The organism is Nocardioides sp. zg-1308 (genome assembly GCF_013155375.1).
Taxonomy (GTDB): domain Bacteria; phylum Actinomycetota; class Actinomycetes; order Propionibacteriales; family Nocardioidaceae; genus Nocardioides; species Nocardioides renjunii.
Map to the genome: position 1 here is coordinate 434745 of NZ_JABJQY010000002.1, position 26851 is coordinate 461595.

A 26851-nucleotide genomic window follows, 5' to 3' on the forward strand; every position below is an offset into this window, starting at 1 on the left:
GGCGGGAGTCCCCGGATATCCGGGGACTCCAGAGGCAGCGGCAGCCAGAGCCAGCGGAACCGCCCCCCTCAAAGGTGCTCCCGCGCGATCCGCTCCCCGAGGTCCGCGAGCAGGCGGGCCGGCTCGGCCAGGCACACGGACACGTCGGGCTCGACGTCAGTGAGGGCGTACGCCGCGACGATGCCCGCCGCGGCCAGCTGGTGCCCGGTGAGCAGGTTGCGGCCGCACACGGCGACGACGGGGGCGCCGGCCCGGGCGGCAGCGGACGAGACGCCGACGGGCGCCTTGCCGCGCAGGCTCTGCTCGTCGAGCGAGCCCTCGCCGGTCACCACGAGCCGGCTGCCGGCCACCCGGTCGGCGAAGCCCAGCAGGTCGAGCATGAGCGCGATGCCGGGGCGCAGCTCGGCGCCCAGGACGGCCACGAGGCCGAAGCCGACGCCGCCGGCGGCGCCCGCGCCCGGCTCGTCGCGCCGGTCGGCCCCGGTGGCGGCGGCGACCAGGTCGGCCCAGCGGGCGAGCCGTTCGTCGAGGGTGGCGACCTGCGCGGGGTCGGCGCCCTTCTGCGGTCCGTAGACCGCGGCAGCGCCGTCTCGGCCGGTCAGCGGGTTGTCGACGTCGCAGGCGGCCACCACCCGCGCCTCGGCCAGGGCCGGGTGCAGCCCGGTGAGGTCGAGGCGGTCCCCGTCCACGGACGCACCGAGGGCGGTCAGCATCCCGACGCCACCGTCGGTGCTCGCGCTCCCGCCGATGCCGACCACGAGGTCGCGGCACCCGGCGTCGAGGGCGGCCGCGACCACGTGGCCGAGGCCGCGGCTGGAGGCGGTCATCGGCGCCAGCACCCCGCCGGGCAGGCGTACGAGCCCGCACGCGTCGGCCATCTCGACGACCGCGGTCGAGCCACGGCGGGCGTACGACGTCGCCACCGGCTCGCCGGTGGGTCCGTCGACGACCACCTCGACCCGCTCGAAGCCGCTCGCGACGGCCGCGTCGAGCGTGCCGTCGCCCCCGTCCGCCACGGGCAGGGAGTCGAGCACCGCGTCGGGACGCACCCGGCGTACGCCCTCGGCGAGCGCCCGCGCCACCTCGTGGGCGGGCAGGGAGCCCTTGAACTTGTCGGGCGCGAGGAGCACCCGCGGCCCGGTCGGGTCCGCCCCGCTCACGACGGCGGCCGTCCGGACGACCCGCGGACCACCAGCTCCGCGCCCACCTGGCGGCGACGCGGCCGGGCCCCGGGGTCCTTCAGCGCGAGCAGGAGGGCCTGCTCGCCCATCTCCGACATCGGCAGGCGGACCGTGGTGAGCGACGGGGCGAGGTCACCGGCGACGGCGACGTCGTCGAAGCCCGTCACCGACACCTGCCCGGGCACGGACACGCCGCGGGCGCGCAGGGCGGAGAGGACGCCGATGGCCATGTCGTCGTTGAGCGCCAGCACGGCGGTGACGCCGGGGTGGGCGCTGAGCACCTCGTCGGCGGCGACCTTGCCGCCGGCTCGGGTGAAGTCGGCCTCCACGACCGGGACGTCGCCGACGTCGAGGCCCGCGGCGGCGAAGGCCTCCTCAACGCCGGAGATCCGGTCGGCCACGGTCGTGAGCCCGCGGGACCCGGCCGCCACGGCGATCCGCCGGTGGCCGAGGTCGAGCAGGTGCTGGGCGACGGACCGGGCGCCCTCGGTGTTGTCGGGCAGGACGGCGTCGACGCCGAGGTGGTGGCGACCGATCACCGCGACGCGGCCGCCCGAGCGCCGGAACGCCTGCAGCTCGACCTTGGCCGGTGCCTGCAGGGCGGGGTCGACCATCCCCGAGCCCGCGATGATGATCGCGCCGACCCGGTTGGCGATGAGCATCCGGAGCTGGGCGAGCTCGCGCTCGGGGTCGCGACCGGTGTGGCAGATCTGCACGGTGAGGCCCTCGCGGGCGCCCACGCCGAGCACGCCACTGGCGATCTCGGAGAAGTAGGGGTCGCCGATCTCGTGCACCAGCAGGCCCACCGAGCGGGTGGAGCCGCCGGCCAGGCTGCGCGCGTGGAGGTTGACGACGTAGCCCATCGTCCGGGCGGTCTCGCGGACCCGCTCGGCGACCGGTGCGCTGACCCCGGTGGCCCCGGACAGGCTGCGCGAGGCGGTCGCGATGGAGACCCCGGCCGCCTCCGCCACGTCCTGCAGCCGCGGACTCGTCACCGGCCCCTTCGGCATCCAGCCCTCCTCGCGTCCACTTCCGGACGTTCCCGAATGTGACCCTTGCCACATCCTGCCACTCGTGAATACAGTAGCCGAAAGCGCTTACGAAAGCGCTTACGCATTGGACACGAGGAGTGACATGAAGGTCAAGACCCCCTACCGCACGGCCGGGCTCGCCATCGCCTCCTGCCTCGCGCTGACCGCTTGCATGAGCTCGGGCGCCGACAGCGACTCCGGCGAGGACGGCACCGGTCCGATCAAGATCGGCATCTCGCTCCCGCTCACCGGCGACTTCTCCGAGCCGGGCAAGGGCGTGCAGCGCGGCTACGAGGCGTGGGCCGACTACGTCAACGAGAACGGCGGCCTGCTGGGCCGCGACGTCGAGCTCACCATCCTCGACGACCAGTCCAACGCCGACCGCGTCGCCGCCGACTACGAGAAGCTCATCAACTCCGACGGCGTCGACCTCGTCTTCGGACCGTTCTCCACCCGCCTCGTCGTCCCCGCCGCGCAGGTCGCGCAGGACTACGGCTTCCTCTTCGTCGAGCCGGCCGGCGCCGCCGAGGAGGTCTTCACGCAGGGCTTCGACAACCTCTTCTACGCCGCCCCGGCCATCGCCGACGACCACTACAACTACCTCGCCGACGCCATCGAGGCCATGCCCGAGGACCAGCGGCCCAGGACCGCGGCCTACGCCGCCATGGACGACCCGTTCGCCATGGGCACCGCCTACGGGCTCAAGACCCGCCTCGAGGAGATGGGCGTCGAGACCGTGGTCGACGAGGTCTACCCGCCCAACACCACCGACTTCGGGTCCATCGCGGCCAAGATCGCCGACAGCGATGCCGACGTCGTCGTCGGCGGCACGCAGTACCAGGACGCGGTCAACATGATCGTGGCCCTCCAGCAGCTCGACTACCAGCCGACGATGGCCGCCTTCTCCACCGCGCCGACCAACCCCGAGTTCCCCGAGGCGATCGGCGAGGAGACCGAGGGCATCCTGTCGCCCACCGGCTACACGCCCGAGGCGGACTTCCCCACCAACAAGGAGTTCGTCGACTTCTACACCGAGCAGAACGGCACCCCGCCGGCCGAGGACGAGGCCAACGCCTGGACCACGGGCCAGGTCGTCGCCGCGGCGGTCGAGGCCGTCGGCTGCGCCGACCCCGACCCGGAGTGCCAGGGCCAGCTCATCGACTGGCTGCGAGAGAACGAGGTCGACACGGTCGTCGGCCCGCTCACGTGGGACGCCGAGGGACGGCCGCAGGGTGCGCACCTGATCCAGCAGTACGTCGACGGCGAGATCCGCATCGTCCTGCCCGAGGAGGCCAAGGAGGCCGACCTCATCGTCGAGAAGCCCCAGTGGTGACGGACCCCGCCCCCTCGACTGCCGTCCCCTCGACGACTGACCCCCGACACGTTTCCTACCGTTAGGCGACCTCGATGTCCCTGTTCGTGCAGAGCCTGGTGCTGGGCATCCTGCTGGGTGGGCTCTACGCCCTCCTGGCAGCCGGCCTCACCCTCTACTTCGGCGTGATGCGCGTGGTGATGATCGCCCACTCGGCGTTCCTCATCCTCGCGGCCTACCTCGCCTGGTGGTTCACCGACCAGACCGGTCTCGACCCGCTCCTGTCCCTCCTGGTGACCGTCCCCCTCTTCTTCGGGATGGGCGTCTTCATGCAGCGGGCGCTGATCAGCCGGCTCCGGCCGGCGACGCTGACGATGATGTCGGTGCTGCTCACCTTCTCGATCGCCCTGGTGATCGAGGGCACCCTCGGCTTCGTCTTCAGCGGCACCCAGCGCCGCATCCGCCTGGACTACGGCGGGGCGAACTTCGAGATCGCCGGCGCCAACGTCGCGGTCGTCAAGCTGATCGCCTTCGGCCTCGCGGTCGTCTCGCTGGCGGCGCTGTTCCTGCTGATGAAGAAGACGCAGTTCGGCCAGGCCCTGCGGGCCACCATCCAGCACCCCGAGGCCGCCCGGCTGATCGGGATCAACACCGAGCGGGTCGCCGGCTACGGCTTCGGGCTCGGCCTCGCGACCGCCGCCATCGGCGGCACCGCGCTCGCCCTGGACTCCACGTTCTACCCCTCGCTCCACTGGCACTGGATCGGTCCCCTGATGGCGATCATCGTCGTCGGCGGGCTGGGCAGCATCCCGGGAGCGGCCATCGCCGCGATGGTGCTCGGCATGGGGCAGGCGCTCCTGCAGATCCCGCTCGGGACGACGTGGGCCCAGACGTTCTTCTACATCGCGTTGTTCGCCACCTTGATGGTGCGACCGCAGGGATTCTTCGGAGGTCGTCTTGCCCAGCGCTTCTGACACCACGACGGTGTCCACCCCTGACCGGCAGCCCGCTCCGCAGCCCGTGACGGACTCCCGCAGCCGCGGGTCGATGGTCCTCAACGCCGTCGCGCTCGTCGTGCTCGCAGCCGCGGTGCTGTCCTTCCCGTCGGTCGCTGCCAACCCGTTCATCCTCTCGGTGGGCGTGGTGATCATGAGCTACGCCGTGCTCGCCACCTCGTGGAACTTCGTCGGCGGCTTCACCGGCTACATCTCCCTCGGCCACGCGGCGTACTCCGGCCTCGGCGCCTACGCCACCGGGCTGCTGATCATCCACACCGACGTCAACCCGTGGATCGGCATGCTGCTCGCCGGCCTGCTCGTCGCCGCTATGGCCGTGCCCATCGGCATCGCCAGCCTCCGCGTCCGCGGTGCGTCCTTCGTGATCGTCTCGATCGCGCTGGTGCTGATCCTGCTGCTCGTCTTCCAGTCGTGGGGCTCCTTCACCGGCGGCTCCAACGGCCTGCGCGTGCCGCGTCCGTTCGGACCCGAGGTGCTCCGTCCCGAGCAGCACGAGCGCTTCTTCTACCTCCACGCTGCCCTGCTCGCCGTGGCGCTGCTGGTGTGGTGGCTCATCGACCGCTCCCGCTTCGGCATGGGCCTCAAGGCGATCCGCGAGGACGAGGACAAGGCGCAGGCCCTCGGCGTGCCGACCTTCACCTACAAGCTCATCGCGTTCGTCGTCTCAGCGTTCTTCACCGCACTCGGTGGCGGGATGTACGCCCTGTGGTTCGGCTTCCTCGACCCGATCTTCCAGTTCTCGATCCTGGTCGGCTCCTACATGGTGCTGATGAGCCTGCTCGGCGGCATCCGCAGCCTGTTCGGCCCGTTCCTCGGGGCGGTGATCGTGGGCTACGCCGTCGAGTACTTCAAGAACCAGTACGGCGACAGCCAGTTCCACCTCGTCGCCATGGGCATCCTCCTCGGCCTGGTCGTGCTGTTCATGCCCGACGGCATCATCCCGGCGGCCACCAGCCTCGTCGACCGCTTCCGGCCGCAGCGCACCTCGATCCGCGAGGTCAGCGCCGCCGACCTCGCCGAGCAGCGGCGTACGTCGGACCCGGCGGCGGCGCGAGCCGACCAGCAGTCCCGGACCGACGACGGCACCGACGTGTCCGACTCGAACGCGGGGACGACGACGGGCGCAGCCACCGACAACGACAGCCCCACCGTCACGGAAGGAGCCCGCCGATGACCGCCACCAGCGAGGCCACCGGCCCGGCCGCCGCCACCCCGACGACGCCCAACCTGGCGACCGTCGACCTCAAGAAGTCCTTCGGCGGCGTGCACGCGGTCGACGGCGCGAGCGTGACCTTCCACCACGGCAAGGTCAACGCGCTCATCGGGCCCAACGGCTCGGGCAAGACGACGTTCTTCAACTGCGTCACCGGGATGATCAAGCCCGACTCTGGCTCGGTGAGCTACCTCGGCTCCGACATCACCGGCAAGGCGCCGCACCGGATCGCGCGGGCCGGCATCGGGCGCAGCTTCCAGCTGTGCCGGGTCTTCCCGCGGATGACGGTGATGGAGAACATGCTCGTCGCCGTCCGCTCGACGTCGCTGCGCCGCCAGCTCGCGTCGTCCCGCGACCCCGAGGAGCTCGACCGCGCCCGCGGCCTGCTGGCCCGGGTGGGCATCGAGCACCTCGAGCACTCCCTGGCCCGTGACATCTCCTACGGCCAGCAGAAGCTGCTCGAGCTCGCCGGCGTGCTGATGGGCGACCCCGACACGATCATGCTCGACGAGCCCGCCGGCGGCGTGAACCCGGCGCTCATCGACCGGATCGCCAACCTGGTCCGCTCGCTCAACGCCGAGGGCAAGACGTTCATCGTCGTCGAGCACAACATGGAGCTGGTGATGAGCCTCTCCGACCACGTCGTGGTCTTCGACCGCGGCCGCCCGATCTGCGAGGGCACCCCGACGGTCGTGCAGAGCGACCCCCGAGTCCTGGAGGCCTACCTTGGCATCTGAACCGGCACACCGAGCAGCACCTGCCGACGCCCCCGGCGCCCCGGAGCAGGAGTACCTCCTCGAGCTCACCGACATCGAGGCCGGCTACGGCCGCGCCGCGCTCGTCCTGCGCGGCCTCACCGTGAAGGTCCCGCCGGCCACCGTCGTGTGCCTCGTCGGACCCAACGGCGCCGGCAAGTCCACGGTCCTCAAGGTCGCGAGCGGCATGCTCACCCCGCGCTCCGGCACGATCAAGGTCGCCGGCAAGGACGTCACGAAGAACTCGCCGCAGCAGATGCTGACCGCCGGGCTCTCCCACGTCCTGCAGGGGCACAGCGTCTTCAAGGAGATGACGGTCGAGGAGAACGTCCGCCTCGGCGCCTACTCCGTCAAGGACAAGAGCGAGGTCGCCGACCGCATCGACTTCGTCAAGTCGCTCTTCCCGGTCGTCGCCGACCGCTGGAACGCCCTCGCCGGGGCGCTGTCCGGCGGGCAGCAGAAGCAGGTCGAGTTCGCGCGCTCGCTGATGGTGAGCCCGCGGGTCGTGCTGCTCGACGAGCCGTCGATGGGGCTGGACCCCAAGGCGACCGGCACCGTCTTTGAGCAGGTCGTGCGGATGCGCGACGCCGGCACCGCGGTGCTCCTCGTGGAGCAGAACGCACGCCGGGCGCTGGAGACCGCCGACCTCGGCTGCGTGCTCGACCTGGGCCGGGTGCACATCTCCGGCCCGGCCGACGAGCTGCTGCGCGACCCGCAGCTGGCCGCGCTCTACCTGGGTGGCCGTCCTGCGGCCGCGCCCACCACCTGACCAGCACCACCGACCAGTCGACCGCACGACGTGAGGACCCGCCATGCCTGACCGCACCTCCGACCCGACCTACCGCATCCTCATGAACGGCGTCACCGGCCGCATGGGCTACCGCCAGCACCTGCTGCGCTCGATCCTCGCCATCCGCGACGACGGCGGCATCGCGCTTCCGGACGGGACCCGCCTGCAGGTCGAGCCGGTCCTGCTCGGCCGCAACGCCGACAAGCTGGCCCGGCTCGCCGACCAGCACCAGATCGCCGACTGGTCGACCGACCTCGACACCGCGCTGGCCGAGGACCCGGCCCCGATCTACTTCGACTCGCAGGTCACCAGCGAGCGCAAGAAGGCCATCCTCAAGGCCGCCGCCGCCGGCAAGCACGTCTTCACCGAGAAGCCGATCGCCGAGACCGTCGCCGAGGGCCAGGAGCTCGTCGACGCCGCCGAGCGCCACGGCATCATCAACGGGGTCGTGCACGACAAGCTCTACCTGCCCGGCCTGATGAAGCTCAAGCGGTTGGTCGACTCCGGCTACTTCGGCCGGATCCTCTCGGTCCGCGGCGAGTTCGGCTACTGGGTCTTCGAGGGCGACTACCTCCCCGCCCAGCGGCCCAGCTGGAACTACCGCGCCCAGGACGGCGGCGGCATGGTCCTCGACATGTTCTGCCACTGGAACTACGTGCTGGAGAACCTCTTCGGCGCCGTCGAGGCCGTCACCGCCAAGGCGGTCACCCACATCCCCGAGCGGTGGGACGAGAACGGCGAGCGCTACGACGCCACGGCCGACGACGCGGCGTACGCGATCTTCGAGCTGGCCGGCGGCATCATCGCCCAGGTCAACTCGTCGTGGGCGGTGCGCGTCGAGCGCAAGGAGCTCGTGGAGTTCCAGGTCGACGGCACGCACGGCTCGGCGGTCGCCGGGCTGTTCAACTGCCGCATCCAGCCGCGCGAGTCGACCCCGATGCCGGTGTGGAACCCCGACCTGCCCACCACGGAGGACTTCCGCGGCCAGTGGCGCGAGATCCCCGACAACCAGGTGTTCCGCAACGGGTTCCGGGCGCAGTGGGAGCAGTTCCTGCTCGACGTGCACGCTGGTCGGCCGCACGCCTACGACTTCTCCGCCGGCGTGCGCGGGCTCGAGCTCGTCGACGCCGGCCTGACGTCGTCGGCCGAGGGCCGGCGGGTGGCGCTGCGATGAGCCCTGCGAGCGTCGACGTCCCGCTCGCCGACGGCGGGTGGCACACCGTCACCCTCAGCGAGCCGCGGCAGTGGAAGGACCACCCGGGCCCCTACGCCGAGCGCGTCGCGTTCGCGGCCGCCCACGTCGTCGCCGACCCCCGCGGCGAGAACGTCCCGGGCGCCGCCGCGGTCGTCGACTGGGACTCCACCCTGGCCTTCCGCCGCGAGCTGTTCCGCTACGGCTTCGGCGTCGCCGAGGCGATGGACACCGCACAGCGCAACATGGGGCTGGACTGGCCCGCGGTGCAGGAGCTCGTGCGCCGCAGCGCCGAGCAGGCCCGCGAGTACGACGCCCGGATCGCCTCGGGCGCCGGCACCGACCACGTCGGCGCGGTCACCACGGTCGACGAGGTGCGGGCGGCGTACGCCGAGCAGGTCGAGTTCGTCGAGTCGACCGGCTCCCAGGTCATCCTCATGGCCTCGCGCCAGCTGGCCGCCGTGGCAGCCGGTCCCGACGACTACCTGTCGGTCTACGCCGAGCTGCTCGAGCGGGTCCGCGAGCCGGTGGTCCTGCACTGGCTGGGCGAGGCGTTCGACCCGCAGCTGCGGGGCTACTGGGGCTCGGCCGACGTCGAGGCGGCCACCGCGACGTTCCTCGACCTGGTCCGCGCCCACGCGGACAAGGTCGACGGCGTCAAGGTGTCGCTGCTCTCGGCGGACCACGAGACGGGCCTGCGCGCCGCGCTACCCGCGGGCGTCCGGCTCTACACCGGCGACGACTTCAACTACCCCGAGCTCATCCGCGGCGACGGCACCCACCACTCCGACGCGCTGCTCGGCGCCTTCGCCGCGATCGCCCCCGCCGCGTCGGCGGCGCTGACGGCGCTCGACGACGGCGACCTGGCGACGTACGACGCCGAGATGGCGCCGACGCTGCCGCTCTCGCGGCACGTCTTCGAGGCCCCCACCTACTACTACAAGACGGGGATCGCGTTCCTGTCGTGGCTCTGCGGGCACCAGCCCGGGTTCACCATGGTGGGCGGCCTGCAGTCGGCACGCAGCGCGGTGCACCTCGGCCGGCTGTTCACGCTGGCCGACGAGGCGCGGCTGCTGCCGGACCCGGAGCTGGCGGCGCACCGGATGCGCGTGTGGCTCGAGGGCGCGGGGCTGGCGCGATGACGACGGACGAGGCGGTCGGCCAGCGGATCGACGCGGCGCTCGACGTCCCGTCGGGCTCGCCCGCCCGCATGGACACGCCCCGCCCGGGCGACCCGCGCCTGGCCCGGCTCTCCCTCAACCAGAAGACGGTGGACGGCTGGAGCCTGCGCGAGGCGGTCGACGGCTGCGTCGCCGCCGGGCTCCCGGCGATCGGCACCTGGCGCGAGCCGGTCGCCGAGGTCGGCGTCGAGACGGCAGCGCGCTGGATCCGCGACGCCGGCCTGCGGGTGTCGTCGGTGTGCCGGGGCGGCTTCTTCACCGGGGCGGGCGACCTGTCACGCTCCGAGCGCCACGACGACAACCGCCGCGCGCTGGACGAGGCGGCCACCCTCGGCGCGCCCTGCCTGGTGCTGGTGCCCGGTGGGCTGCCGGCCGGCGACCGCGACCTGCGTGCCGCGCGCGACCGCGCGGCGGCCGCGGTCGAGGCGCTGGTGCCGCACGCCCTCGAGGTCGGCGTCCGGCTGGCGATCGAGCCGATGCACCCGATCTTCGCCGCCGACCGCGGCGTCGTCTCGACGCTGGCACAGGCGCTCGACATCGCCGAGCCGCTGCCCGCCGAGGCCGTCGGCGTCGTGGTCGACACCTTCCACGTGTGGTGGGAGCCCGGCGTGGAGGACCAGATCGCCCGCGCGGGCGGGCGCATCGCGTCCTACCAGGTCTGCGAGTGGATCACCCCGCTGCCGCCGGACGCCCTCCTGTCACGCGGGATGATGGGCGACGGCCACATCGACTTCGCGCACCTCACCTCCCTCGTCACGGCCGCCGGCTACACCGGCGACGTCGAGGTCGAGATCTTCAACGCCGACGTGTGGGCCGCCCCCGGCCGCGACGTCGTCGAGACGCTCGCGCGTCGCTACGTCGAGCTCGTGGAGCCGCACCTGTAGGCACCGCCCGCACGTCCCCTGCACTCACTCGGAACAGGAAAGGGAGCACATGCACATGCGAAGAAGCACCACCGCCCTGCTCGCGGGCGCGCTCGCCCTCTGGCCGGCCACGGCCTCGGCCGCGCCCGACGACGACCCCGGCGGTCCGGCGTACCACCACGTCACCGCCCCGGCCACGCCCCAGCACTGGGACCCGCTGACCGACGAGCTCTGGGACTACCGGGGCAACCAGCTGGTCCTCACCCGTGCGGGCACCAACCCCAATGACGGCGCCCGGCGGCCGTTCGAGTACGCCATCGTCACCAAGGGTCCGGAGCTCGCCGACGTGAGCATCACCGCCGATGTGCGCCTCGACGAGTCGGTCACGGTCAGCAACCGCGACGTCGTGGTGATCTGGAACTACCAAGGCCCCAAGCGCTTCTACTACGCGCACTTCTCGCAGGACAACACGATCTATCCCCACAACGGGATCTTCGTCGTGGACAACGCCGACCGCCGCCGCATCGACGACCAGTGGACCGGCTCCGTGGGCGCACCGCCCGCGGTGACCGACGCCGACTGGCACGACGTACGCGTCGACTACTCCGCGACGACCGGCGCGATCGCCGTCTTCGTCGACGGCGCCGACGAGCCGCTCATGACCGCCACCGACCGCACCTTCAGCGGTGGTCGCGTCGGCTTCGGCTCGTTCGACAACTTCGGCCGCACCCGCCACTTCCGCGCGGTCGGCACGGCAGCGAGCAGCGCCACGCCGTGACCGCCCCCTGATCCCCGTCGGTCCCCGGTCTGATCCCGGGGACCGACGAGGGCTGCCACGGTCCCGGCCAAGGAAGCCGCGGCAGCAGTTGTCTCCAACCACCTCAACAGTAGGGACACCCCATGCGAAGCACCCGCTGGCGGGTCGTCGTGTCGACGCTCGCCGTCGCCGCCGCGACCCTGGCACCACTCACCGCACCGTCCACGTCGACCGCGACCGGTGGCGGCGCACCCGCGATCCCGCCCGACCCCTCCCCCTCGACGCTCGGCCTCGTGCTCGAGGAGTACGCCCAGCTGCCGGCGTCGACCCCCAACGGCCCGTGGACCGACGTCCGCATCGGCACCCGGCACAACCGGATCAACCACATCGGCGAGCTGCCCGACGGCTCGGGCCGGCTCTACGTCCCCGACCTCAACGGCAACCTCTACTTCCTCCAGGACCGCCAGCCCTCCGTCTACCTCGACGTCAAGGCGCGGTTCCCCGAGTTCCTCGCCTGGCGCGGCCTCGGCTCCGGCTTCGGATTCGTGGCCTTCCACCCGGAGTTCGCCGAGAACGGGAAGTTCTACACGACGCACACCGAGAACCCGACGGCTCCCGGCGCACAGACCTACCCGGGCCAGCCGCTCCGCTCCAACGGCGTGCAGAGCGTCGTCACCGAGTGGACCGCGACCGACCCGTCGGCGGACACCTTCGCCGGCACCAGCCGCGAGCTCTTCCGCTACCGGTTCGCCGGCCAGATCCACGCCATCCAGCAGATCGACTTCAACCCCACCGCCGAGCCCGGTGACGACGACTACGGCCTGCTCTACCTCGCCGTCGGCGACGGCGGCTACGGCGTGGAGACCGACATCCCGCAGCAGCTCGGCGACCCGTCCGGCAAGATCCTGCGCATCGACCCCGCCGGCACCGACGCGCCCAACGGCGCGTACGGCATCCCCGACACCAACCCCTGGGTCGGCGAGCCGGGAGCGCTCGGCGAGATCTGGGCGATCGGCATGCGCGACCCCCACCGCTTCAGCTGGGACGCAGAAGGCAAGCACGACATGTTCGTCGGCCACATCGGCCAGCGCGCCATCGAGGCCGTCTACGAGGTCGACGCCGGCGACGACTTCGGCTGGCCCGACGTCGAGTCCCGCCTCGACTACCAGAACGACACGCAGTGCCGCCTCGACCCGATGACCGCCGAGCAGGCCGCCAAGGGCTACGACTTCCCGGTCGCGTCCTACGCGCACGAGACGCCGGCCAACTGGAGCTGCAACGCCGACTCCGGCCACGCCATCTCCGGCGGGCACGTCCACCGCGGCGACCTGCACGGCCTCAAGGGCAAGTACGTCTTCGGCGACCTGGTCAAGGGCGAGGTCTACTACGCCACCGCCAGCGAGCTGCGCGACGAGTCCGACCGCGAGGCGACCGTCCACGAGCTCCAGCTCTACGACACCTCGGGCACCCGCATGCGGATGTCGGACTTCGTCGGCGACGGCCGCGTCGACCTCCGCTTCGGCACCGACTCCGACCGCAGCCTCTACCTGCTGGCCAAGGCCAACGGGAAGATCTGGAAGGTGGTCGACACCCGGCGCGCGCCGGTCGAGAAGGACGTCGAGCCCGCCCTCGCCGACGACCTCGTGGCGTCGTACGACTTCGAGCACCCCTTCGCGGCCGACGACTCCTACGAGCAGGACCAGGGCCCGAGCCGGACGCTGATCCGCCTCGTGAACGGTCGCGACCAGATGCGCGTCGACGACGGGGCCTACCCGGGCTCCAACAACGCGCTGCAGCTGCACAGCGCCGCGGAGTCGCCCACGGGCACCCCGTGGAAGGCCGGGATCTACGAGGCCGACGCCGACGGCATGGCCTCGCTGTCCCGCTTCGCCGGCGCCGAGGGCATCACCGTCATGGGCTGGTTCAAGATGGACGGCACCAACCCCACGCCCGGCTACAACGCCATCGGCCTCGCCGGGATCCTCTCCGGCAACTCCGACGGGCACGGTGTGCGCGCCCTCCTCGAGCTGATCCAGGTCAACGGCGAGCTCAAGCTCGTCGCGCTGGGACGCCGCCTCGACACCGGCGCGTCGCAGACCTTCGCGGCCTCGGCGCCGTGGCAGCAGCTGCTGCCCGACGGTGAGTGGGTCCACCTCGCGGCGACGTTCGACTACGCCAAGGGCAAGATGGCGCTCTACCGCAACGGGCGCGCGGTCGACGGGTTCTACACCAACCCCAACGACCCGTGGGCCGTCGACGGGACGGGCACCTCGCCCACCAACCCGCGCGGCATCAAGATCGGTGGCTCGTTCCCGCAGGACGGCACCGAGCGCAACCCCTGCAACTGCCGCATGGACGGCCTGATGTTCCTCGACGACGCGGCCTCCGCGTCCGAGGTGGCCCGGCAGTACCGCCGCCTGCTCCGCTGACGCGGAGCCGGCTCGCACGACCGAGGGCCCCGACCACCTGCTGGTGGTCGGGGTCTTCGGGGTGTGGGGGCGGGGGCGGGGGGCGGCCGGCGTACGGCCGGCAGGCGGGCGCCGGCGTACGACTGCTCCGGAGGATCGCGGAAGATCGAAGTCACCTGGTGGCTCGGATCTTCCGCGTTGTTGCTGGAGTCCCCGGATATCCGGTGACTCCCGACCGTCCGGGGCTCGGCCTGGCCCGAGGAGACCCCTCGCGCCCTCGCAGCGGAGCTTTGCACCCGAGATCCATACTTAAAGGTGGAGATCTCTACCTGTAGGCACGGCGGTCCCCGGATATCCGGGGACTCCAGCCACCGCCACCCCGTGGGCGAGGGCCCGACCCCCACCCTCACCCGCAGGCAGGAGCGGGGGGCAGGGGCGCGGGTACGCCGATCGCCGGCATCCCGAGCCCCACAGAGGCCGGGGCGGCGGGCGGGGCGGACGTACGCCGCTCCCAGGCGTCGCCGGCGCGCGTGCGGCGTACGGACCGGACCGGGCCGTCGGCGACGAGGTGGTGGGGGGCGGCGTAGGTGACGTCGACGCTCACCATGTCACCGGGACGCGCGGAGTCGGCGTCGACCTCGGAGAAGTCGGCGGCGAAGTGCACCAGCCGGTTGTCGCGGGCACGGCCCGAGAGGCGGTGGGTCGCGGCGTCCTTGCGGCCCTCGCCCTCGGCGACCATCAGCTCGAGCGTCCGGCCGACGAGGCGCTTGCTCTCCGCCCACGCGATCTCGTCGACGACCTCGACGAGGCGCAGGTAGCGGTCCTTGACGACGTCCGGGGGCACCTGGTCCTCGAGGACCGCGGCGGGGGTGCCGGGGCGCTTGGAGTACTGGAAGGTGAAGGCGGCGGAGAAGCGGGCGGCGCGGACGACGTCGAGGGTGGCCCGGAAGTCCTCCTCGGTCTCGCCGGGGAACCCCACGATGATGTCGGTGGTGATCGCGGCGTCGGGGATGGCGGCGCGGACGCGCCGGATGATGCCGAGGTACTTCGAGCGGCGGTAGGACCGGCGCATGTCGCGCAGCACCTTGTCCGAGCCCGACTGCAGCGGCATGTGCAGCGACGGCATCACGTTGGGCGTCTCGGCCATCGCCTCGATGACGTCGTCGGTGAACTCAGCCGGGTGCGGGGAGGTGAAGCGCACCCGCTCCAGGCCCTCGACCGATCCGCAGGCGCGCAGCAGCTTGGAGAACGCCTGGCGGTCGCCGAACTCGACGCCGTAGGCGTTGACGTTCTGGCCGAGCAGGGTGATCTCGGTGACGCCCTCGGCGACCAGCGCCTCGACCTCGGCGAGGATCTCGCCGGGGCGGCGGTCCTTCTCCTTGCCGCGCAGCGCGGGGACGATGCAGAACGTGCAGGTGTTGTTGCAGCCGACGGAGATCGACACCCAGGCGGCGTACGCCGACTCGCGCTTGGTCGGCAGCGTCGAGGGGAACACCGACAGCGACTCCAGGATCTCGACCTGGGCCTCCTCCTGCACGCGCGCGCGCTCGAGCAGGACCGGCAGCGAGCCGATGTTGTGGGTGCCGAAGACGACGTCGACCCACGGGGCCTTCGTCGTGATCGTCTCGCGGTCCTTCTGCGCCAGGCAGCCGCCGACGGCGATCTGCATGCCGGGCGTCACCGCCTTGACCGACGCCAGCTGGCCGAGGTTGCCGTAGAGCTTGTTGTCGGCGTTCTCCCGCACCGCGCACGTGTTGAAGACGACCACGTCGGCCTGCTGGTCGGTGCCCGCGCGGACGTAGCCCGCGTCCTCCAGCAGCCCGCTCAGCCGCTCGGAGTCGTGGACGTTCATCTGGCAGCCGTGCGTCTTCACCTGGTAGGTGCGCGTGGGGGCCTCGGTGGCGGTGCTCATGACGGGTCAAGGGTACGGCGGCGGGCCGGGGCCGCCCGAATCGCACGCCCGGCGTCCCAGCGGATCCCCCGCCGTGCGCGCCGGCCCTGCTACGTTCCGCCGACCACTGGGCACGAGGGACGGAAGAGGAACGACGATGGACAAGCGGGGGACGCGCGGGCTGGCCGCGCTGGTGTGCGCTGCGGGGATGCTTCCTGCGCTGGCACTCGGCGGACCGGCACAGGCTGCGCCGGTGACGTGCTGGGGCGAGGCGGCGACGATCGTCAGCGACGACGAGCAGGTCCGCGGCACGCCGGGTGACGACGTCATCGTGACGACGCGCCCGGCCGCCGAGGTGGCGTCGCGCGCCGGCGACGACACGATCTGCGTACGCGGTCGCAGGGGCGTCGCGTTCGTCGACCCGGGTCGCGGTGACGACCGGGTGCGGATCGAGGCTCGCAAGGTCGCTTTCACCGATCTGCGGCAGGGATCGGACACTTACGTCGGCGGTCCCGGCAGGGACGAGGTGCTCTCCGGCCTGCCCCGCGGCCAGCGCAACGACGACCGGATCCGGCTCGGCGCCGGCGACGACCACCTCCTCCTCGGTGGGGCCGGGAGCAGCCGGCGAGCAGCACTGTCGGCCGGCACCGGCGACGACACGCTCACGATCGGCGCCGGCCGCGGAGCAGTCCTCGTGGACGCGGCCGCCGAGCGGGCGACCTACCGTGGCCGTGCGCACGCGACGTGGAACGGCTTCGAGTCCCACGTCGTGGCCGGCGCACGAGTCCTCTTCCGAGGCACCGAGGGCGAGGACGACGTGACCCTCGCTGGCAACGCCGTCTCGGCCGACCTGCTGGCTGGGGACGACACGGTCACGGTGCTGGCCAGCGCCTCGGGGAACCTCAGGGCCCGCCTGTCCGACTCGACCACCGGTCCCGACGCCCTGGACGGCGCCCTGAGCCGGTTCCTGTCCCGACACCTGCCGGCACGGCGAGGGACCGGCGGTGCGGCCGTACGCGCGCGCACCGCCTACGACCTCGACCCCGGCGACGGGCACGACCAGCTGCGCGTGCTGAGCGACGCCGTCGGCGTGACCGGCAGCCTCGTCACCGACCGCGTCGTGCTCACCGACGTGTCCGGCGCACGGGCCGAGGTCCCGGCGACGGGGTTCGAGGGGCTGGCGTCCCGCACAGTGTTCATCGACGGCGAGACGACGGCCGAGCTCGAGGGCGACGAGCTCGACAACACCCTCGAGGCCAACGCCTGCCGGGTGGTGCTGCGCGGCGGACCGGGCGACGACCGGCTGCGGGTGGGGTCCGAGGCGACGGACGAGTCATTCATCCTCACCGTGCTGGGTCAAGACTGCGCGCGGACGTCGGAGGTCCACGGCGACGCGGGCGACGACACGCTCGTCAGCAGGCTCCTGGTCCCGACCTTCCGCAGCGTCGTCCACGAGAGCGACGCGCACCGTGAGGTGCGCGTCCGCGACCTCCTTGACGGCGGCGAGGGCACCGACTCCGCCGACGCCGGCCTCGGCAACGACACCTGCGTGGCGGAGGTCCGGGTGGCCTGCGAGCAGTGACCCGAGCCGGTCCCGCACCGGCTGACACAGAGAACCCAGGAGGCCCGCCGCGCACCGCGCGGCGGGCCTCCTGGCGTGTCCGGGCTCGGCCTCGCGGGCCACCCTGGACAAACCTTCCCCTAGCCCGTCCGGGCCATTTGTGTGGACCGATCGAGTGGTTCAGCTCGGCAGCCGATGTTTTTGCCACGCGACTGCTCCAAGATCGCCCACGTCATCCACAAATCGGTAACACTGGGGTTCCTCCGCTCGACTCGGCATCGCGGGAGCCAGCTCAGTCACGGAGGGGAAGTCATGCACACCGGCAGCGCACTTGATCGTTCCAAGTCCGTCCGCACCCTCGGCCGGGGGTTGTCCGCGCTGGTTGTTACCGTCCTGTTCCTCGGCCTCGTGCCGGCCACCGCCCAGGCCACCACTGAGGCCACCACTCAGGCCACCGCCCAGGCCGCGGCCCAGGCCAAGCGGGCGGGCACCGTCCGCGGCACCCTCGCGTCCCTCCCGCCGATCGTGCAGCCCGGCGCCTCCGCCGCGGCCCCGCAGGACACCGGCAGCCTGATCGCCACCTTCGCACCCGCCCACCCCGGCGGCAGGGTCACGCTCGAGCGGAAGACCTCCCGTGGCTGGAAGGTCGAGGCCACCGCCGTCGAGGACGCCTGGGGCTCCGCGGCCTTCTCCCCCCGCCGCGGCACCTACCGCGCCCGCACCACCTCCTCGGGCCGCACGTGGACCACCGGCACGGTCACCACCGACCGGTGGACCCCCGAGTTCGAGGACACGTTCTCGGGCGCCTCGCTCGACTCCTCGGTGTGGAACGACCAGCGTCGCGAGCACGAGAGCGTCTACGCCCCGCGCACCTGCGCCCGCGTCGACGCCGCGGCCCGCCGGGTGCAGGGCGGCGTGCTCCACCTCGGTGTCGCCGACGACCCCGCCCGGGCGGGCATGCCGTGCCAGTACACGAGCAACGGCGTGGCCGGCACCAGCCGCTACCTGCTCAACAGCCAGGTCGCCACCGAGTACACCCGCTCGTTCCGCCACGGCATCGTCGCCGCCCGCATCAAGCCGCAGCGCGCGAAGGGGATGCACTCCGGCTTCTGGCTGCTCCCCAGCGGCACGACGTACGTCGACGGCGCACCCGCGCAGGGCACCGAGATCGACGTGATGGAGTTCTTCGGCGAGAACGGCCGCGGCACCGAGGCCATCGGCTCGCACGTCCACTACTACGAGGCCAACTGGGAGAAGGTCAGCCTCGGCGACTACTTCCCCAGCACGCGTCGCTCGCTCGGCAAGGGCCGCAGCTGGTGGGACGAGTTCCACGTCTTCTCGGTCGAGTGGACCGATCGCGAGTACGTCTTCCGCGTCGACGGCCGCGAGTACTACCGCGAGGCCAAGGCCGTCTCCCAGGTGCCGCAGTACCTGGTGCTGTCCAACCTCACCTCCGACTACGAGCTCGACGAGCTCACCGCCGATGAGCTGGGCGACACCGCCCAGGTCGACTGGGTCCGCGTCTTCGACGCCACCTCGCACCAGGCGTCCAAGGTGTCGGTGGGCCGCACGGCTCACTGAGCCGGGTGTGGCCGGGCGCCTAGGCTCCGGCCATGCCTCGCCTGCACGCGCTGGAGCTGCTGCCCGACGACGCCGGCCACGACGTCGTACGCCGCGACTGGCAGGCGCTGCGCGACGCCGGGCTGCCCTCGCAGCTCGACCACCGCGGTGCGACCAACAGCCCGCACGTGACGGTGGTGGCCGCGCCGGTGCTGCGGGCAGAGGACCAGCAGGAGGCGTATGACCTCCTCGGCCCGCTGCTCCCGACGGGGGCACGGGCGGCGGGGATCGCCCTGCTCGGCGGCAGGCGGGTGACGCTCGTGCGGCTGGTCGAGGTGCCGGACACCGTCGTGCGAGCCGTGCTCGAGCTGCGCGCACGGGTCGCCGACGTGCAGCACCCGGGATGGCTGCCCCACGTCACCCTGGCCCGCCGGATGGACCGCTCCGACGTGTCGCGCGCCCTCGAGGTGCTGGGCCACGACGACGTGGTGATCACCCTCACGACGCTGCGCCGGTGGGACCCGGACGCCGGAATCGTCACCACTTCGTGATGGCCCGTCCGGGCCGGGCCGCATGGCCCGAACGGTCCACCTGTGGATAGGTTGCGCCTATGACCGCGCAGGAAACGGCCCCCGTCAGCGCCGGCAGGGGCGAGCCGCTCGTCGTGCTCGACGGTGTGCAGAAGCACTTCGGACAGCTCCACGCACTCAAGGACATCGAGCTCACCGTGAAGCGGGGCGAGGTCGTCGTCGTCATCGGGCCGTCCGGCTCGGGCAAGTCGACGCTGTGCCGCACCATCAACCGGCTCGAGACCGTCGACGAGGGCACCATCACCCTCGACGGCAAGCCGCTGCCGCAGGAGGGCAAGGCGCTCGCCGCCCTGCGTGCCGAGGTCGGCATGGTCTTCCAGAGCTTCAACCTGTTCGCCCACAAGACGATCCTCGAGAACGTCACCCTCGGCCCCATCAAGGTCCGGGGCATCAAGAAGGACGAGGCCGAGCGGAAGGCCCGCGAGCTGCTGGACCGGGTCGGCGTCGGGCACCAGGCAGAGAAGTACCCCGCCCAGCTCTCCGGCGGCCAGCAGCAGCGCGTCGCGATCGCCCGCGCGCTGGCGATGGACCCCAAGGTGATGCTCTTCGACGAGCCCACCTCGGCGCTCGACCCGGAGATGATCAAGGAGGTCCTCGACGTCATGGTCGACCTCGCGCAGCAGGGCATGACGATGGTCGTGGTGACCCACGAGATGGGCTTCGCCCGCACCGCGGCCGACCGCGTGGTCTTCATGGCCGACGGCGCCATCGTCGAGGAGGGCACCCCCGAGGAGTTCTTCACCAACCCGCGCTCGGACCGCGCCAAGGACTTCCTCGGCAAGATCCTCAAGCACTAGAGCCGTCCGAGACACGATTCCCGCACCACAGACAAGGGAGATGCAGATGCGATTCATCCGTACCAAGGCCGTCGTCGCGACGGCCGGACTGGCGCTCGCGCTGGCGGCCTGCGGCGACGCCGGTGACGACGGCGGCGAGGCCCCCGAGGTCGAGGTCGCCGACAACGCCGCCGACGAGTTCGACGACGGCACGGCGATGAAGGAGTTCGCCGAGTCCGGCGAGATCACCATCGGCGTCAAGTACGACCAGCCCGGCATCGGGTTCAAGGGCGCGACCGACGACATGCCGGTGGGCTTCGACCCCGAGATCGGCAAGATCCTCGCGGCCGACCTCGGCATCGCGCCGGAGGACATCACCTGGAAGGAGACGATCTCCGACAACCGCGAGCCGTTCCTCCAGGAGGGCGAGGTCGACCTCGTCATCGCCTCCTACTCGATCACCGACGAGCGTCGCCAGGTCGTCGGCCAGGCCGGCCCCTACTACGTCACGGGCCAGCAGCTCCTCGTCGCCGCGGACAGTGACATCGAGTCCCTCGAGGACGTCGCCGGCACCGAGGTCTGCTCCGTGACCGGCTCGACCTCGCTGGAGAACATCAAGGCCGAGGGCGCGAAGCCCCGCGGGTTCGACACCTACTCCGAGTGCGTCGACCAGGTGCTCAGCGGCACGGTGGACGCCATGACGACCGACGGCGCGATCCTGCTCGGCTACGCCGCCGAGAACCCCGACGAGCTCAAGGTCGTCGTGGAGCCGTTCTCCGAGGAGCGCTACGGCGTCGGCTACAGCCTCGACAAGCCGGAGATGTGCGAGTGGATCGTCGACACGCTGACCGAGGCGCAGGAGGAGGGCACCTGGGACGACGCCTTCGCGGCCACCCTGGGGCAGTCGGGCGTGGAGACGCCCGAGCCCCCGGCTATGGACGAGTGCCCGGCCGCCTGACCTCGCTCCACCACCCCACCTGATCGGGACGCCGGCGGGCCCTTCGGCCCGCCGGCTTCTCGCAGAGAGGAGTCCTCCGCCCATGGATGCGGTGTTCTCGAGCTTCGACGAGTACCTCGCGGCGTTCGGCTTGACGATCGGGCTGTTCGTCGTCTCCGGCATCGCCTCACTGGTGTGGGGGACGATCCTCGCCGTCCTCCGGGTCGGCCCCGTCTCGGTCCTCAACAAGGCGGCAGCCGTCTACGTCGCCCTGTTCCGCAACACGCCCCTGCTGATGATCTTCATCTTCGTCTTCATCGCGATGCCGGTGCTGGGCTACAACTTCAAGTTCGTCGAGGGCTTCGAGATCGCCGGCTGGAACGTCTCCGCCTTCTTCTTCCGCGCCTGCCTGGCGCTGACCCTCTACACCTCGGCCTTCGTCTGCGAGGCGATGCGGTCGGGCGTCAACGCCGTACCCCTCGGCCAGGCCGAGGCCGGCCGCGCGATCGGGTTCACCTTCGCGCAGTCGATGTCCCTCGTCATCCTGCCCCAGGCGGCGCGGGCCGTGATCCCGCCGATGACCAGCGTGCTGATCGCCCTGGCCAAGAACACCTCGGTGGCGGCGGCCTTCGGCCTCGCCGAGGCCACGGCCACGATGCGCGGCTTCACCAACGACAACGCCGACCAGCGGATCGGCATCTTCCTCGCGTTCGCGATCGGCTACATCGTCGTCGTCGAGGTCATCTCGCTGTCGTCCTACCTCGTCGAGCGCAAGGTCAAGGTGGCGCGATGAGCGCATCGGTCCTCTTCGACGCTCCGGGCCCCCGGACGATCGCCCGGCACCGCGTCTACTCCGTCGTGAGCGTCGTGGCGCTGCTCGCGCTGGTCGCCCTCGCCGTGTGGAAGCTCTACGACGCGGGCCAGCTGGAGTACGAGCTCTGGGAGCCCTTCGTCACGCCCGACTACGTCGAGTACCTGCTCGTCGACGGCCTCCTCGAGACGCTCAAGATGGCGTTCTTCTCGATCATCTTCGCCGTCGTCTTCGGCCTGGTGTTCGGCGTGGCCAAGCTGTCCGACCGCGCCTGGGTGCGGTGGCCGGCCTGGCTCGTCGTGGAGTTCTTCCGTGCCGTGCCCGTCCTGCTGCTGATGGTGTTCGCGTTCTTCCTGCTCGCCATCGGCAACGGACCGCTGTCGTCGTTCTGGTGCGTCGTCATCGCCCTGACCCTCTACAACGGCTCCGTGCTGGCGGAGGTGTTCCGCGCCGGCGTCAACGCCGTGCCGCGCGGCCAGGCCGAGGCGGCGTACGCCATCGGCATGCGGAAGTCGCAGGTGATGAACGCCGTGCTCCTCCCGCAGGCGGTCAAGATCATGCTGCCGGCGATCATCAGCCAGATGGTGGTGGCGCTCAAGGACACCAGCCTCGGCTACTACATCCTCGCGCCGGGCCTCACGGCCGTGGCCAAGCCGATCTACCTCGAGTTCAACAACCAGGTGCCGGCCGCCATCGTGATCACGTCGCTCTACGTCGTCGTCAACCTGATCCTCACCTGGATCGCCACGCTCGTGCAGAAGCGGCTGGTGGGTGAGAAGAGCCCGCTCGAGCTGAGCCGGGTCGGCAACCTGCAGGGCGGCGACAACACGGCCTAGGAGGTCCGCGGCGCGTCGCTACGCTCCGCGCTTCGTCGTCAGCCAGAGGTTGATGACGCCCTCGATGACGACCGTGCCGTCGGCGCGCACGCCGCGCACGCGGACGGGGAGGTCGTACCCGTCGCAGACCTCGGCGGTCCACTGCTCGGGGTCCGTCTCGGCGATGCAGGTGACGTCGGAGTCGGCCTTGGCGGTGTAGGACACCTCCATCCCCTTCGGGATCCACCGGCGCTCGCGCGGGATGCTCGCCTCGGCCATGGCGCCCATGGCGGCCTCGAGGCCGTTGCACAGGGCGATCGCGTGGAGGGTGCCGATGTGGTTGTGCACGCGGCGCCGCTTGCGGATCACCAGCTCGGCGCGGTGCGGCTCGAGCACGGTGAACCGCGGCCGGATCGAGGCGAAGTAGGGGGCCTTCTGGCTGAAGGCGAGCGAGAAGAGCCGGTCGCCCAGGGGCAGCGCGGAGGTCTTCTTCCAGAGGTCGAGGACGGCAGGCATGGCGTCAGATTACCAGTCGGTAACTTCGGCCATCAGGACGTCGGCGCCAGCACCTCGACCCGGTTGCCGTGGGCGTCGGAGGTGTGCAGGCGCACGTGCCCCGGGAAGGAGTCGCGCTGGCTATCGTCCACCTCGAACCCGAGGCCACGCAGCCGGTCGGCCACTTCGTCGAGGTCCGCGACCACGAAGGCCGGGTGCGCCTTGCGCGCCGGGGTGAAGGGCTCCTCGACACCCACGTGCAGCTCGGCGGTGACGCCACCGGCGTCGTCGTACGCCCGGAACCAGCAGCCGCCGCGCGCCGCCAGGTCGGCCGGCTTGTCCACCTCCGTCATCCCGAGGCCCTCGGCCCAGAAGCGGCGGGCGTCGTCCTCGCCCCCGGCCGGGCAGGCGACCTGCACGTGGTGCAGGCGCATCAGACCCCGACCGCCGTGGTCGTCGCGGGCTTGCGCGCCACCACGAAGATGCGCCGGAACGGCAGGACGACGCGTCCGGACGCGTCGGCGGGGTAGGCCTCGCGCAGCAGCGCACGGAACTCCTCCTCGAAGAGCGGGCGCAGGTCGTCGGGCAGCGCCTGGAGGGTCGGCCGCGCGCCGGTGCCGGACACCCACGTGAACACCGGGTCGGGCCCGGTCAGGACGTGGAGGTACGTCGTCTCCCACGCGTCGACCTCGCAGCCGAGGTCGAGGAGCAGGCGGGCGTAGTCGTGCGGGCTGTGGCTGGTCGGCACGCGGACGCCGCGGACGTGCTCGGCGTACGGCGCCTGGCCGGCGAGGTCGGTGCGGATCGTGTGGCTCGGCTCGTCGAAGTTGCCGGGGACCTGGAAGGCGAACCAGCCGCCGGGTGCGACCCGGTCGACCAGCCCGGGCAGCAGCTCGAAGTGCTCGGGCACCCACTGCAGCGTCGCGTTGGAGACGAGGACATCGACGGGCGCCCGCAGCGCCGCGGGGTCCGGCCGCGCCCAGTCGCGCAGGTCGCCGACCTCCCAGGTGACGCCCTCGACCTCGCGCGCCGCGGCGATCATCTCGGGACTGCTGTCGATGCCGACGACCGACGCACCCGACCACCGGTCGGCCAGCAGGGCGGTGAGGTTGCCGGGCCCGCAGCCGAGGTCGACCACCACGTGCGGCGTCTCGGCGGGCACCCGCGCGAGCAGGTCGACGAACGGCCGGCCGCGCTCGTCGGCGTAGGCCAGGTAGCGGTCGGGGTCCCAGCTGTCGCTCATGTCGGCTCCTTCGCTGCTCAGGGGGTGGTCCAGTGCTCAGGGGGGTAGTCCAGTGGGCTTCGGCTGCGGATCGGTCCCCCGGGCCACCAATTCTCACTGGACTACCCCCACGAGTGTCTTGACGTCGAGATACCCCTCACCCTCCGGGACATCTCTCTCGATGTCAAGATTCTCGACCGATCTGGCAGGATGGCGCCATGCGCGACGAGGTGGACGACCTGGTCGAGGCCTGGGGCCGCGAACGCGGGGACCTCGACCTCGCGCCCGTCGAGGTGTTCTCGCGCATCAGCCGCCTGGCCCGCCACCTCGACCTCGCTCGGCGCGACGCCTTCACGGCCCACGGCATCGAGTCGTGGGAGTTCGACGTGCTGGCCGCCCTCCGTCGGGCCGGGGAGCCCTACGAGCTCTCCCCCGGCCGGCTCCTGCGCGAGACGCTCGTGACCAGCGGCACCATGACCAACCGCGTCGACCGGCTCACCGGGCGTGGGCTCGTCGAGCGGCTGCCCGACCCGCACGACCGGCGCGGCGTGCTGGTCCGGCTCACCGCGGAGGGCAAGGCCGCGGTCGACGGCGCCTTCGAGGCACTGCTGGCCGCCGAGGCCGACCTGCTCGCCGACCTGCCCGACAAGGAGCGCACCAGGCTGGCCGCCCTCCTGCGCTCGCTGCTCGCGCCGTTCAGCTGACCCGCGCGCCGGCCGGCTCCGGCCGTCAGCGGCCGCCGGGCCGCACCAGCCCGTGGTCGAACGCCCACACCACGGCCGCGGCCCGGTCGCGGAGGTCGAGCTTGGCGAAGACGTGGCCGATGTGGGTCTTCACGGTGCCCTCCCCCAGCACGAGCCGCTGGGCGATCTCGGTGTTGCTCAGGCCCGCGCCGACCAGCGCGAGCACCTCGCGCTCGCGCGGGGTCAGCACCTCCGCCTCGGGAGCGGGCGCGGCCGTGGGACCGCCGTCGCGGTAGGCCCGCAGCACGCGGGCGGTCACGGCCGGGTCGAGCCAGGCGCCTCCCCCGGCGACCTCCCGCACGGCGCGCTGCAGGTCCTCGGCGGGAACCCCCTTGAGCAGGAAGCCCGCCGCACCGGCCCGGAGCGCCCCGGCCAGCACCTCCTCGTCCTCGAACGTCGTCAGGACCAGCACCGGCGGCCCACCCGGCTCCTCCCGCAGTCGCCGGGTGGCGGTGACGCCGTCCACGCCGGGCATCCGCACGTCCATCAGCACGACGTCGGGGCGGGTCGAGGCGGCGGCCTCGACGACGCCGGCGCCGTCGGTCAGCTCGCCGACGATCTCGAAGCCGAACCGCGATCGCAGGATGCCGCGCAGCCCCGTCCGGATCAGCTCCTGGTCGTCCACGAGAAGCACGCGCACGACGTCGCTCATCCGGGCAGCACCGCCTCGACGCGCCAGCCGGTGCCGGCGGGCCCGGCCGCGAGCCGGCCGCCCACCGCCTCGGCGCGCTCGCGCATGCTCGCCAGCCCCACCCCGTCCGGCGTACGCCGCCCCGGCGGGCCGTCGCTGTCGACCGTGAGTCGCGTGGCGTCGCCCTCGACGCGGAGCTCGACCTCGGTCCGGGCGCCGGGCGCGTGGCGCACCGCGTTGGTGAGTGCCTCCTGCGCGATGCGGTAGGTCGCCAGCGAGGCGGTCGCGTGCAGCGCACCCGGGTCGCCGACGACCCGCAGAGACACGGGCGCGCCGGCGCGGCGGTAGGACTCGACGAGCTCCGGGAGGTCGCCGGCGCCGGGCAGCGGCGCGGCATCGGCGGGTCCCGAGCGCATCAGGCCGACGGACGCGCGTACCTCCTCGAGGCTCCGGCGGGCCAGCCGCTCGGCCTCCTCCAGGGACGCCCGGGCCTCCGCCGGCTCCTCGTCCATGGCGAGCCGGGCGCTGCTGACGTGCAGCAGCGAGACGGTCAGGGCGTGCCCGATGACGTCGTGCATCTCGGCCGCGATCCGGTTGCGCTCCTCGGCACGGGTCCGGTCCGCCAGCCCGGCCTGGGCCTCGCGCAGCTGGTCGAGCAGCACCCGCTGCCGACGCGCGAAGATGCAGGCGACGGTGGTGAAGGCCGTGCCCGCGATCCACGCCCCCCACCCCGACTCGTCGCTGTAGACGAGCCACTGGCCGACGAAGCCGAGCATCAGCACACCGCCGAAGGTCAGCGCGATCGCGGCCGGGGCGGCGAACGCGCACCAGCCCACCAGGACGCAGATGGTGAACCAGCCGAGGTTGGCGGGATGGTCGTGGCACACCACGGCCACGCAGGCGGCCGCCACCGAGAGGCCCAGGGCGAGCGTCCAGCCGCTCGCCGCGCGGACGGCCAGCGCGACCGTGACCAGGATGGCCACGGTCGCTCCGGCGAGCGCGACGGCGGGACGCTGCGAGCTCAGGATGGCGCCGATGACGACGAGCACCGTGACCACCAGCGGCGCCGCTCGCCGCGCCGCCTCGTCCATCACGGGCTGGCCCCGACGTGCGTCATGGC

26 protein-coding genes are annotated in these 26851 nt (G+C 72.1%); 18 read left to right on the forward strand and 8 right to left on the reverse strand.

The window, feature by feature from the left end; genetic code table 11:
• Nucleotides 1-68 precede the first annotated feature (68 nt).
• Together HN031_RS03865 and HN031_RS03870 are read right to left on the reverse strand one after the other, a co-directional pair.
• A complete protein-coding gene (locus tag HN031_RS03865; RefSeq protein ID WP_172266589.1) occupies nt 69-1160 on the reverse strand; it encodes a glycerate kinase in 1092 nt (363 codons plus the stop codon).
• The gene (locus tag HN031_RS03870; protein ID WP_172266592.1) at nt 1157-2191 is read right to left on the reverse strand and encodes a LacI family DNA-binding transcriptional regulator; all 1035 of its coding nucleotides are present in this window, start codon (nt 2189-2191) and stop codon (nt 1157-1159) included. Before HN031_RS03870 ends, HN031_RS03865 begins: the two co-directional genes overlap by 4 nt.
• A gap of 124 nt (nt 2192-2315) precedes the next feature.
• Here HN031_RS03870 and HN031_RS03875 point away from each other — a divergent pair, with 124 nt between their 5' ends.
• The 10 genes from HN031_RS03875 to HN031_RS03920 all read left to right on the forward strand — a co-directional run bounded on the left by HN031_RS03875 (nt 2316) and on the right by HN031_RS03920 (nt 13720).
• Nucleotides 2316-3545 (forward strand): amino acid ABC transporter substrate-binding protein, encoded by a 1230-nt coding sequence (locus HN031_RS03875; RefSeq protein WP_216652041.1) that lies wholly within the window; start codon nt 2316-2318, stop codon nt 3543-3545.
• A 74-nt stretch (nt 3546-3619) separates the two neighbouring features.
• Nucleotides 3620-4498: a branched-chain amino acid ABC transporter permease gene (locus HN031_RS03880; RefSeq protein WP_172266595.1), complete on the forward strand. Its 879-nt coding sequence runs from the start codon at nt 3620-3622 to the stop codon at nt 4496-4498.
• Between the two features lie 10 nt (nt 4499-4508).
• Entirely contained in the window at nt 4509-5714 is a 1206-nt protein-coding gene (locus HN031_RS03885) for a branched-chain amino acid ABC transporter permease (protein ID WP_367650642.1), read from the forward strand.
• Nucleotides 5711-6490, forward strand: coding sequence for an ABC transporter ATP-binding protein (locus HN031_RS03890; protein ID WP_172266598.1), 780 nt, complete (start codon nt 5711-5713; stop codon nt 6488-6490). Before HN031_RS03885 ends, HN031_RS03890 begins: the two co-directional genes overlap by 4 nt.
• Entirely contained in the window at nt 6480-7277 is a 798-nt protein-coding gene (locus HN031_RS03895; protein WP_172266601.1) for an ABC transporter ATP-binding protein, read from the forward strand. Before HN031_RS03890 ends, HN031_RS03895 begins: the two co-directional genes overlap by 11 nt.
• Nucleotides 7278-7320: 43 nt before the next feature.
• Nucleotides 7321-8472, forward strand: a complete 1152-nt coding sequence (locus HN031_RS03900; protein WP_216652042.1) for a Gfo/Idh/MocA family protein — start codon at nt 7321-7323, stop codon at nt 8470-8472.
• Nucleotides 8469-9632 (forward strand): dihydrodipicolinate synthase family protein, encoded by a 1164-nt coding sequence (locus tag HN031_RS03905; RefSeq protein ID WP_172266604.1) that lies wholly within the window; start codon nt 8469-8471, stop codon nt 9630-9632. Before HN031_RS03900 ends, HN031_RS03905 begins: the two co-directional genes overlap by 4 nt.
• Nucleotides 9629-10555 (forward strand): sugar phosphate isomerase/epimerase, encoded by a 927-nt coding sequence (locus HN031_RS03910; protein WP_172266607.1) that lies wholly within the window; start codon nt 9629-9631, stop codon nt 10553-10555. The genes HN031_RS03905 and HN031_RS03910 overlap by 4 nt, the downstream gene beginning before the upstream one ends.
• A 55-nt stretch (nt 10556-10610) precedes the next feature.
• Nucleotides 10611-11312 (forward strand): hypothetical protein, encoded by a 702-nt coding sequence (locus HN031_RS03915; RefSeq protein WP_216652043.1) that lies wholly within the window; start codon nt 10611-10613, stop codon nt 11310-11312.
• 122 nt (nt 11313-11434) lie between these two features.
• The gene (locus tag HN031_RS03920) at nt 11435-13720 is read left to right on the forward strand and encodes a PQQ-dependent sugar dehydrogenase (RefSeq protein WP_172266613.1); all 2286 of its coding nucleotides are present in this window, start codon (nt 11435-11437) and stop codon (nt 13718-13720) included.
• A 385-nt stretch (nt 13721-14105) separates the two neighbouring features.
• Here HN031_RS03920 and miaB read toward each other — a convergent pair whose 3' ends face one another.
• On the reverse strand, nt 14106-15611 hold the full coding sequence (gene miaB / locus HN031_RS03925) for a tRNA (N6-isopentenyl adenosine(37)-C2)-methylthiotransferase MiaB (RefSeq protein ID WP_172266616.1): 1506 nt from the start codon (nt 15609-15611) through the stop codon (nt 14106-14108).
• A gap of 136 nt (nt 15612-15747) precedes the next feature.
• On the opposite strand from miaB, the gene HN031_RS03930 reads away from it, so the two are divergent.
• The 7 genes from HN031_RS03930 (at nt 15748) to HN031_RS03960 (ending at nt 22661) form a co-directional block, all read left to right on the forward strand.
• Nucleotides 15748-17172, forward strand: coding sequence for a hypothetical protein (locus HN031_RS03930; RefSeq protein WP_172266619.1), 1425 nt, complete (start codon nt 15748-15750; stop codon nt 17170-17172).
• Nucleotides 17173-17463: 291 nt separating this feature from the next.
• Nucleotides 17464-18732: a family 16 glycosylhydrolase gene (locus HN031_RS03935; protein WP_172266623.1), complete on the forward strand. Its 1269-nt coding sequence runs from the start codon at nt 17464-17466 to the stop codon at nt 18730-18732.
• A 32-nt stretch (nt 18733-18764) separates the two neighbouring features.
• Nucleotides 18765-19262, forward strand: a complete 498-nt coding sequence (locus HN031_RS03940) for a hypothetical protein (protein ID WP_172266626.1) — start codon at nt 18765-18767, stop codon at nt 19260-19262.
• A gap of 59 nt (nt 19263-19321) precedes the next feature.
• Nucleotides 19322-20098 (forward strand): amino acid ABC transporter ATP-binding protein, encoded by a 777-nt coding sequence (locus HN031_RS03945; protein WP_172266629.1) that lies wholly within the window; start codon nt 19322-19324, stop codon nt 20096-20098.
• 46 nt (nt 20099-20144) lie between these two features.
• Nucleotides 20145-21035: a glutamate ABC transporter substrate-binding protein gene (locus HN031_RS03950; RefSeq protein ID WP_172266632.1), complete on the forward strand. Its 891-nt coding sequence runs from the start codon at nt 20145-20147 to the stop codon at nt 21033-21035.
• Between the two features lie 82 nt (nt 21036-21117).
• The gene (locus HN031_RS03955; RefSeq protein ID WP_172266635.1) at nt 21118-21807 is read left to right on the forward strand and encodes an amino acid ABC transporter permease; all 690 of its coding nucleotides are present in this window, start codon (nt 21118-21120) and stop codon (nt 21805-21807) included.
• The gene (locus HN031_RS03960) at nt 21804-22661 is read left to right on the forward strand and encodes an amino acid ABC transporter permease (protein WP_172266638.1); all 858 of its coding nucleotides are present in this window, start codon (nt 21804-21806) and stop codon (nt 22659-22661) included. The genes HN031_RS03955 and HN031_RS03960 overlap by 4 nt, the downstream gene beginning before the upstream one ends.
• An 18-nt stretch (nt 22662-22679) precedes the next feature.
• Here the strand turns inward: HN031_RS03960 and HN031_RS03965 are convergent, their stop codons facing one another.
• Genes HN031_RS03965 through HN031_RS03975 form a run of 3 tightly spaced genes read right to left on the reverse strand, consistent with a single transcriptional unit; the run spans nt 22680 to nt 24378 of the window.
• The gene (locus HN031_RS03965) at nt 22680-23156 is read right to left on the reverse strand and encodes a hotdog fold domain-containing protein (RefSeq protein WP_172266641.1); all 477 of its coding nucleotides are present in this window, start codon (nt 23154-23156) and stop codon (nt 22680-22682) included.
• A 32-nt stretch (nt 23157-23188) separates the two neighbouring features.
• Nucleotides 23189-23569: a VOC family protein gene (locus HN031_RS03970; RefSeq protein ID WP_172266644.1), complete on the reverse strand. Its 381-nt coding sequence runs from the start codon at nt 23567-23569 to the stop codon at nt 23189-23191.
• Nucleotides 23569-24378: a trans-aconitate 2-methyltransferase gene (locus tag HN031_RS03975; RefSeq protein WP_172266647.1), complete on the reverse strand. Its 810-nt coding sequence runs from the start codon at nt 24376-24378 to the stop codon at nt 23569-23571. Before HN031_RS03975 ends, HN031_RS03970 begins: the two co-directional genes overlap by 1 nt.
• A gap of 197 nt (nt 24379-24575) precedes the next feature.
• On the opposite strand from HN031_RS03975, the gene HN031_RS03980 reads away from it, so the two are divergent.
• Entirely contained in the window at nt 24576-25061 is a 486-nt protein-coding gene (locus HN031_RS03980) for a MarR family winged helix-turn-helix transcriptional regulator (protein WP_172266651.1), read from the forward strand.
• A gap of 25 nt (nt 25062-25086) precedes the next feature.
• Here the strand turns inward: HN031_RS03980 and HN031_RS03985 are convergent, their stop codons facing one another.
• Both HN031_RS03985 and HN031_RS03990 read right to left on the reverse strand, forming a co-directional pair.
• The gene (locus tag HN031_RS03985) at nt 25087-25752 is read right to left on the reverse strand and encodes a response regulator transcription factor (protein ID WP_172266654.1); all 666 of its coding nucleotides are present in this window, start codon (nt 25750-25752) and stop codon (nt 25087-25089) included.
• Nucleotides 25749-26822, reverse strand: coding sequence for a sensor histidine kinase (locus tag HN031_RS03990; RefSeq protein WP_253943142.1), 1074 nt, complete (start codon nt 26820-26822; stop codon nt 25749-25751). The genes HN031_RS03985 and HN031_RS03990 overlap by 4 nt, the downstream gene beginning before the upstream one ends.
• Nucleotides 26823-26851 lie beyond the last annotated feature (29 nt).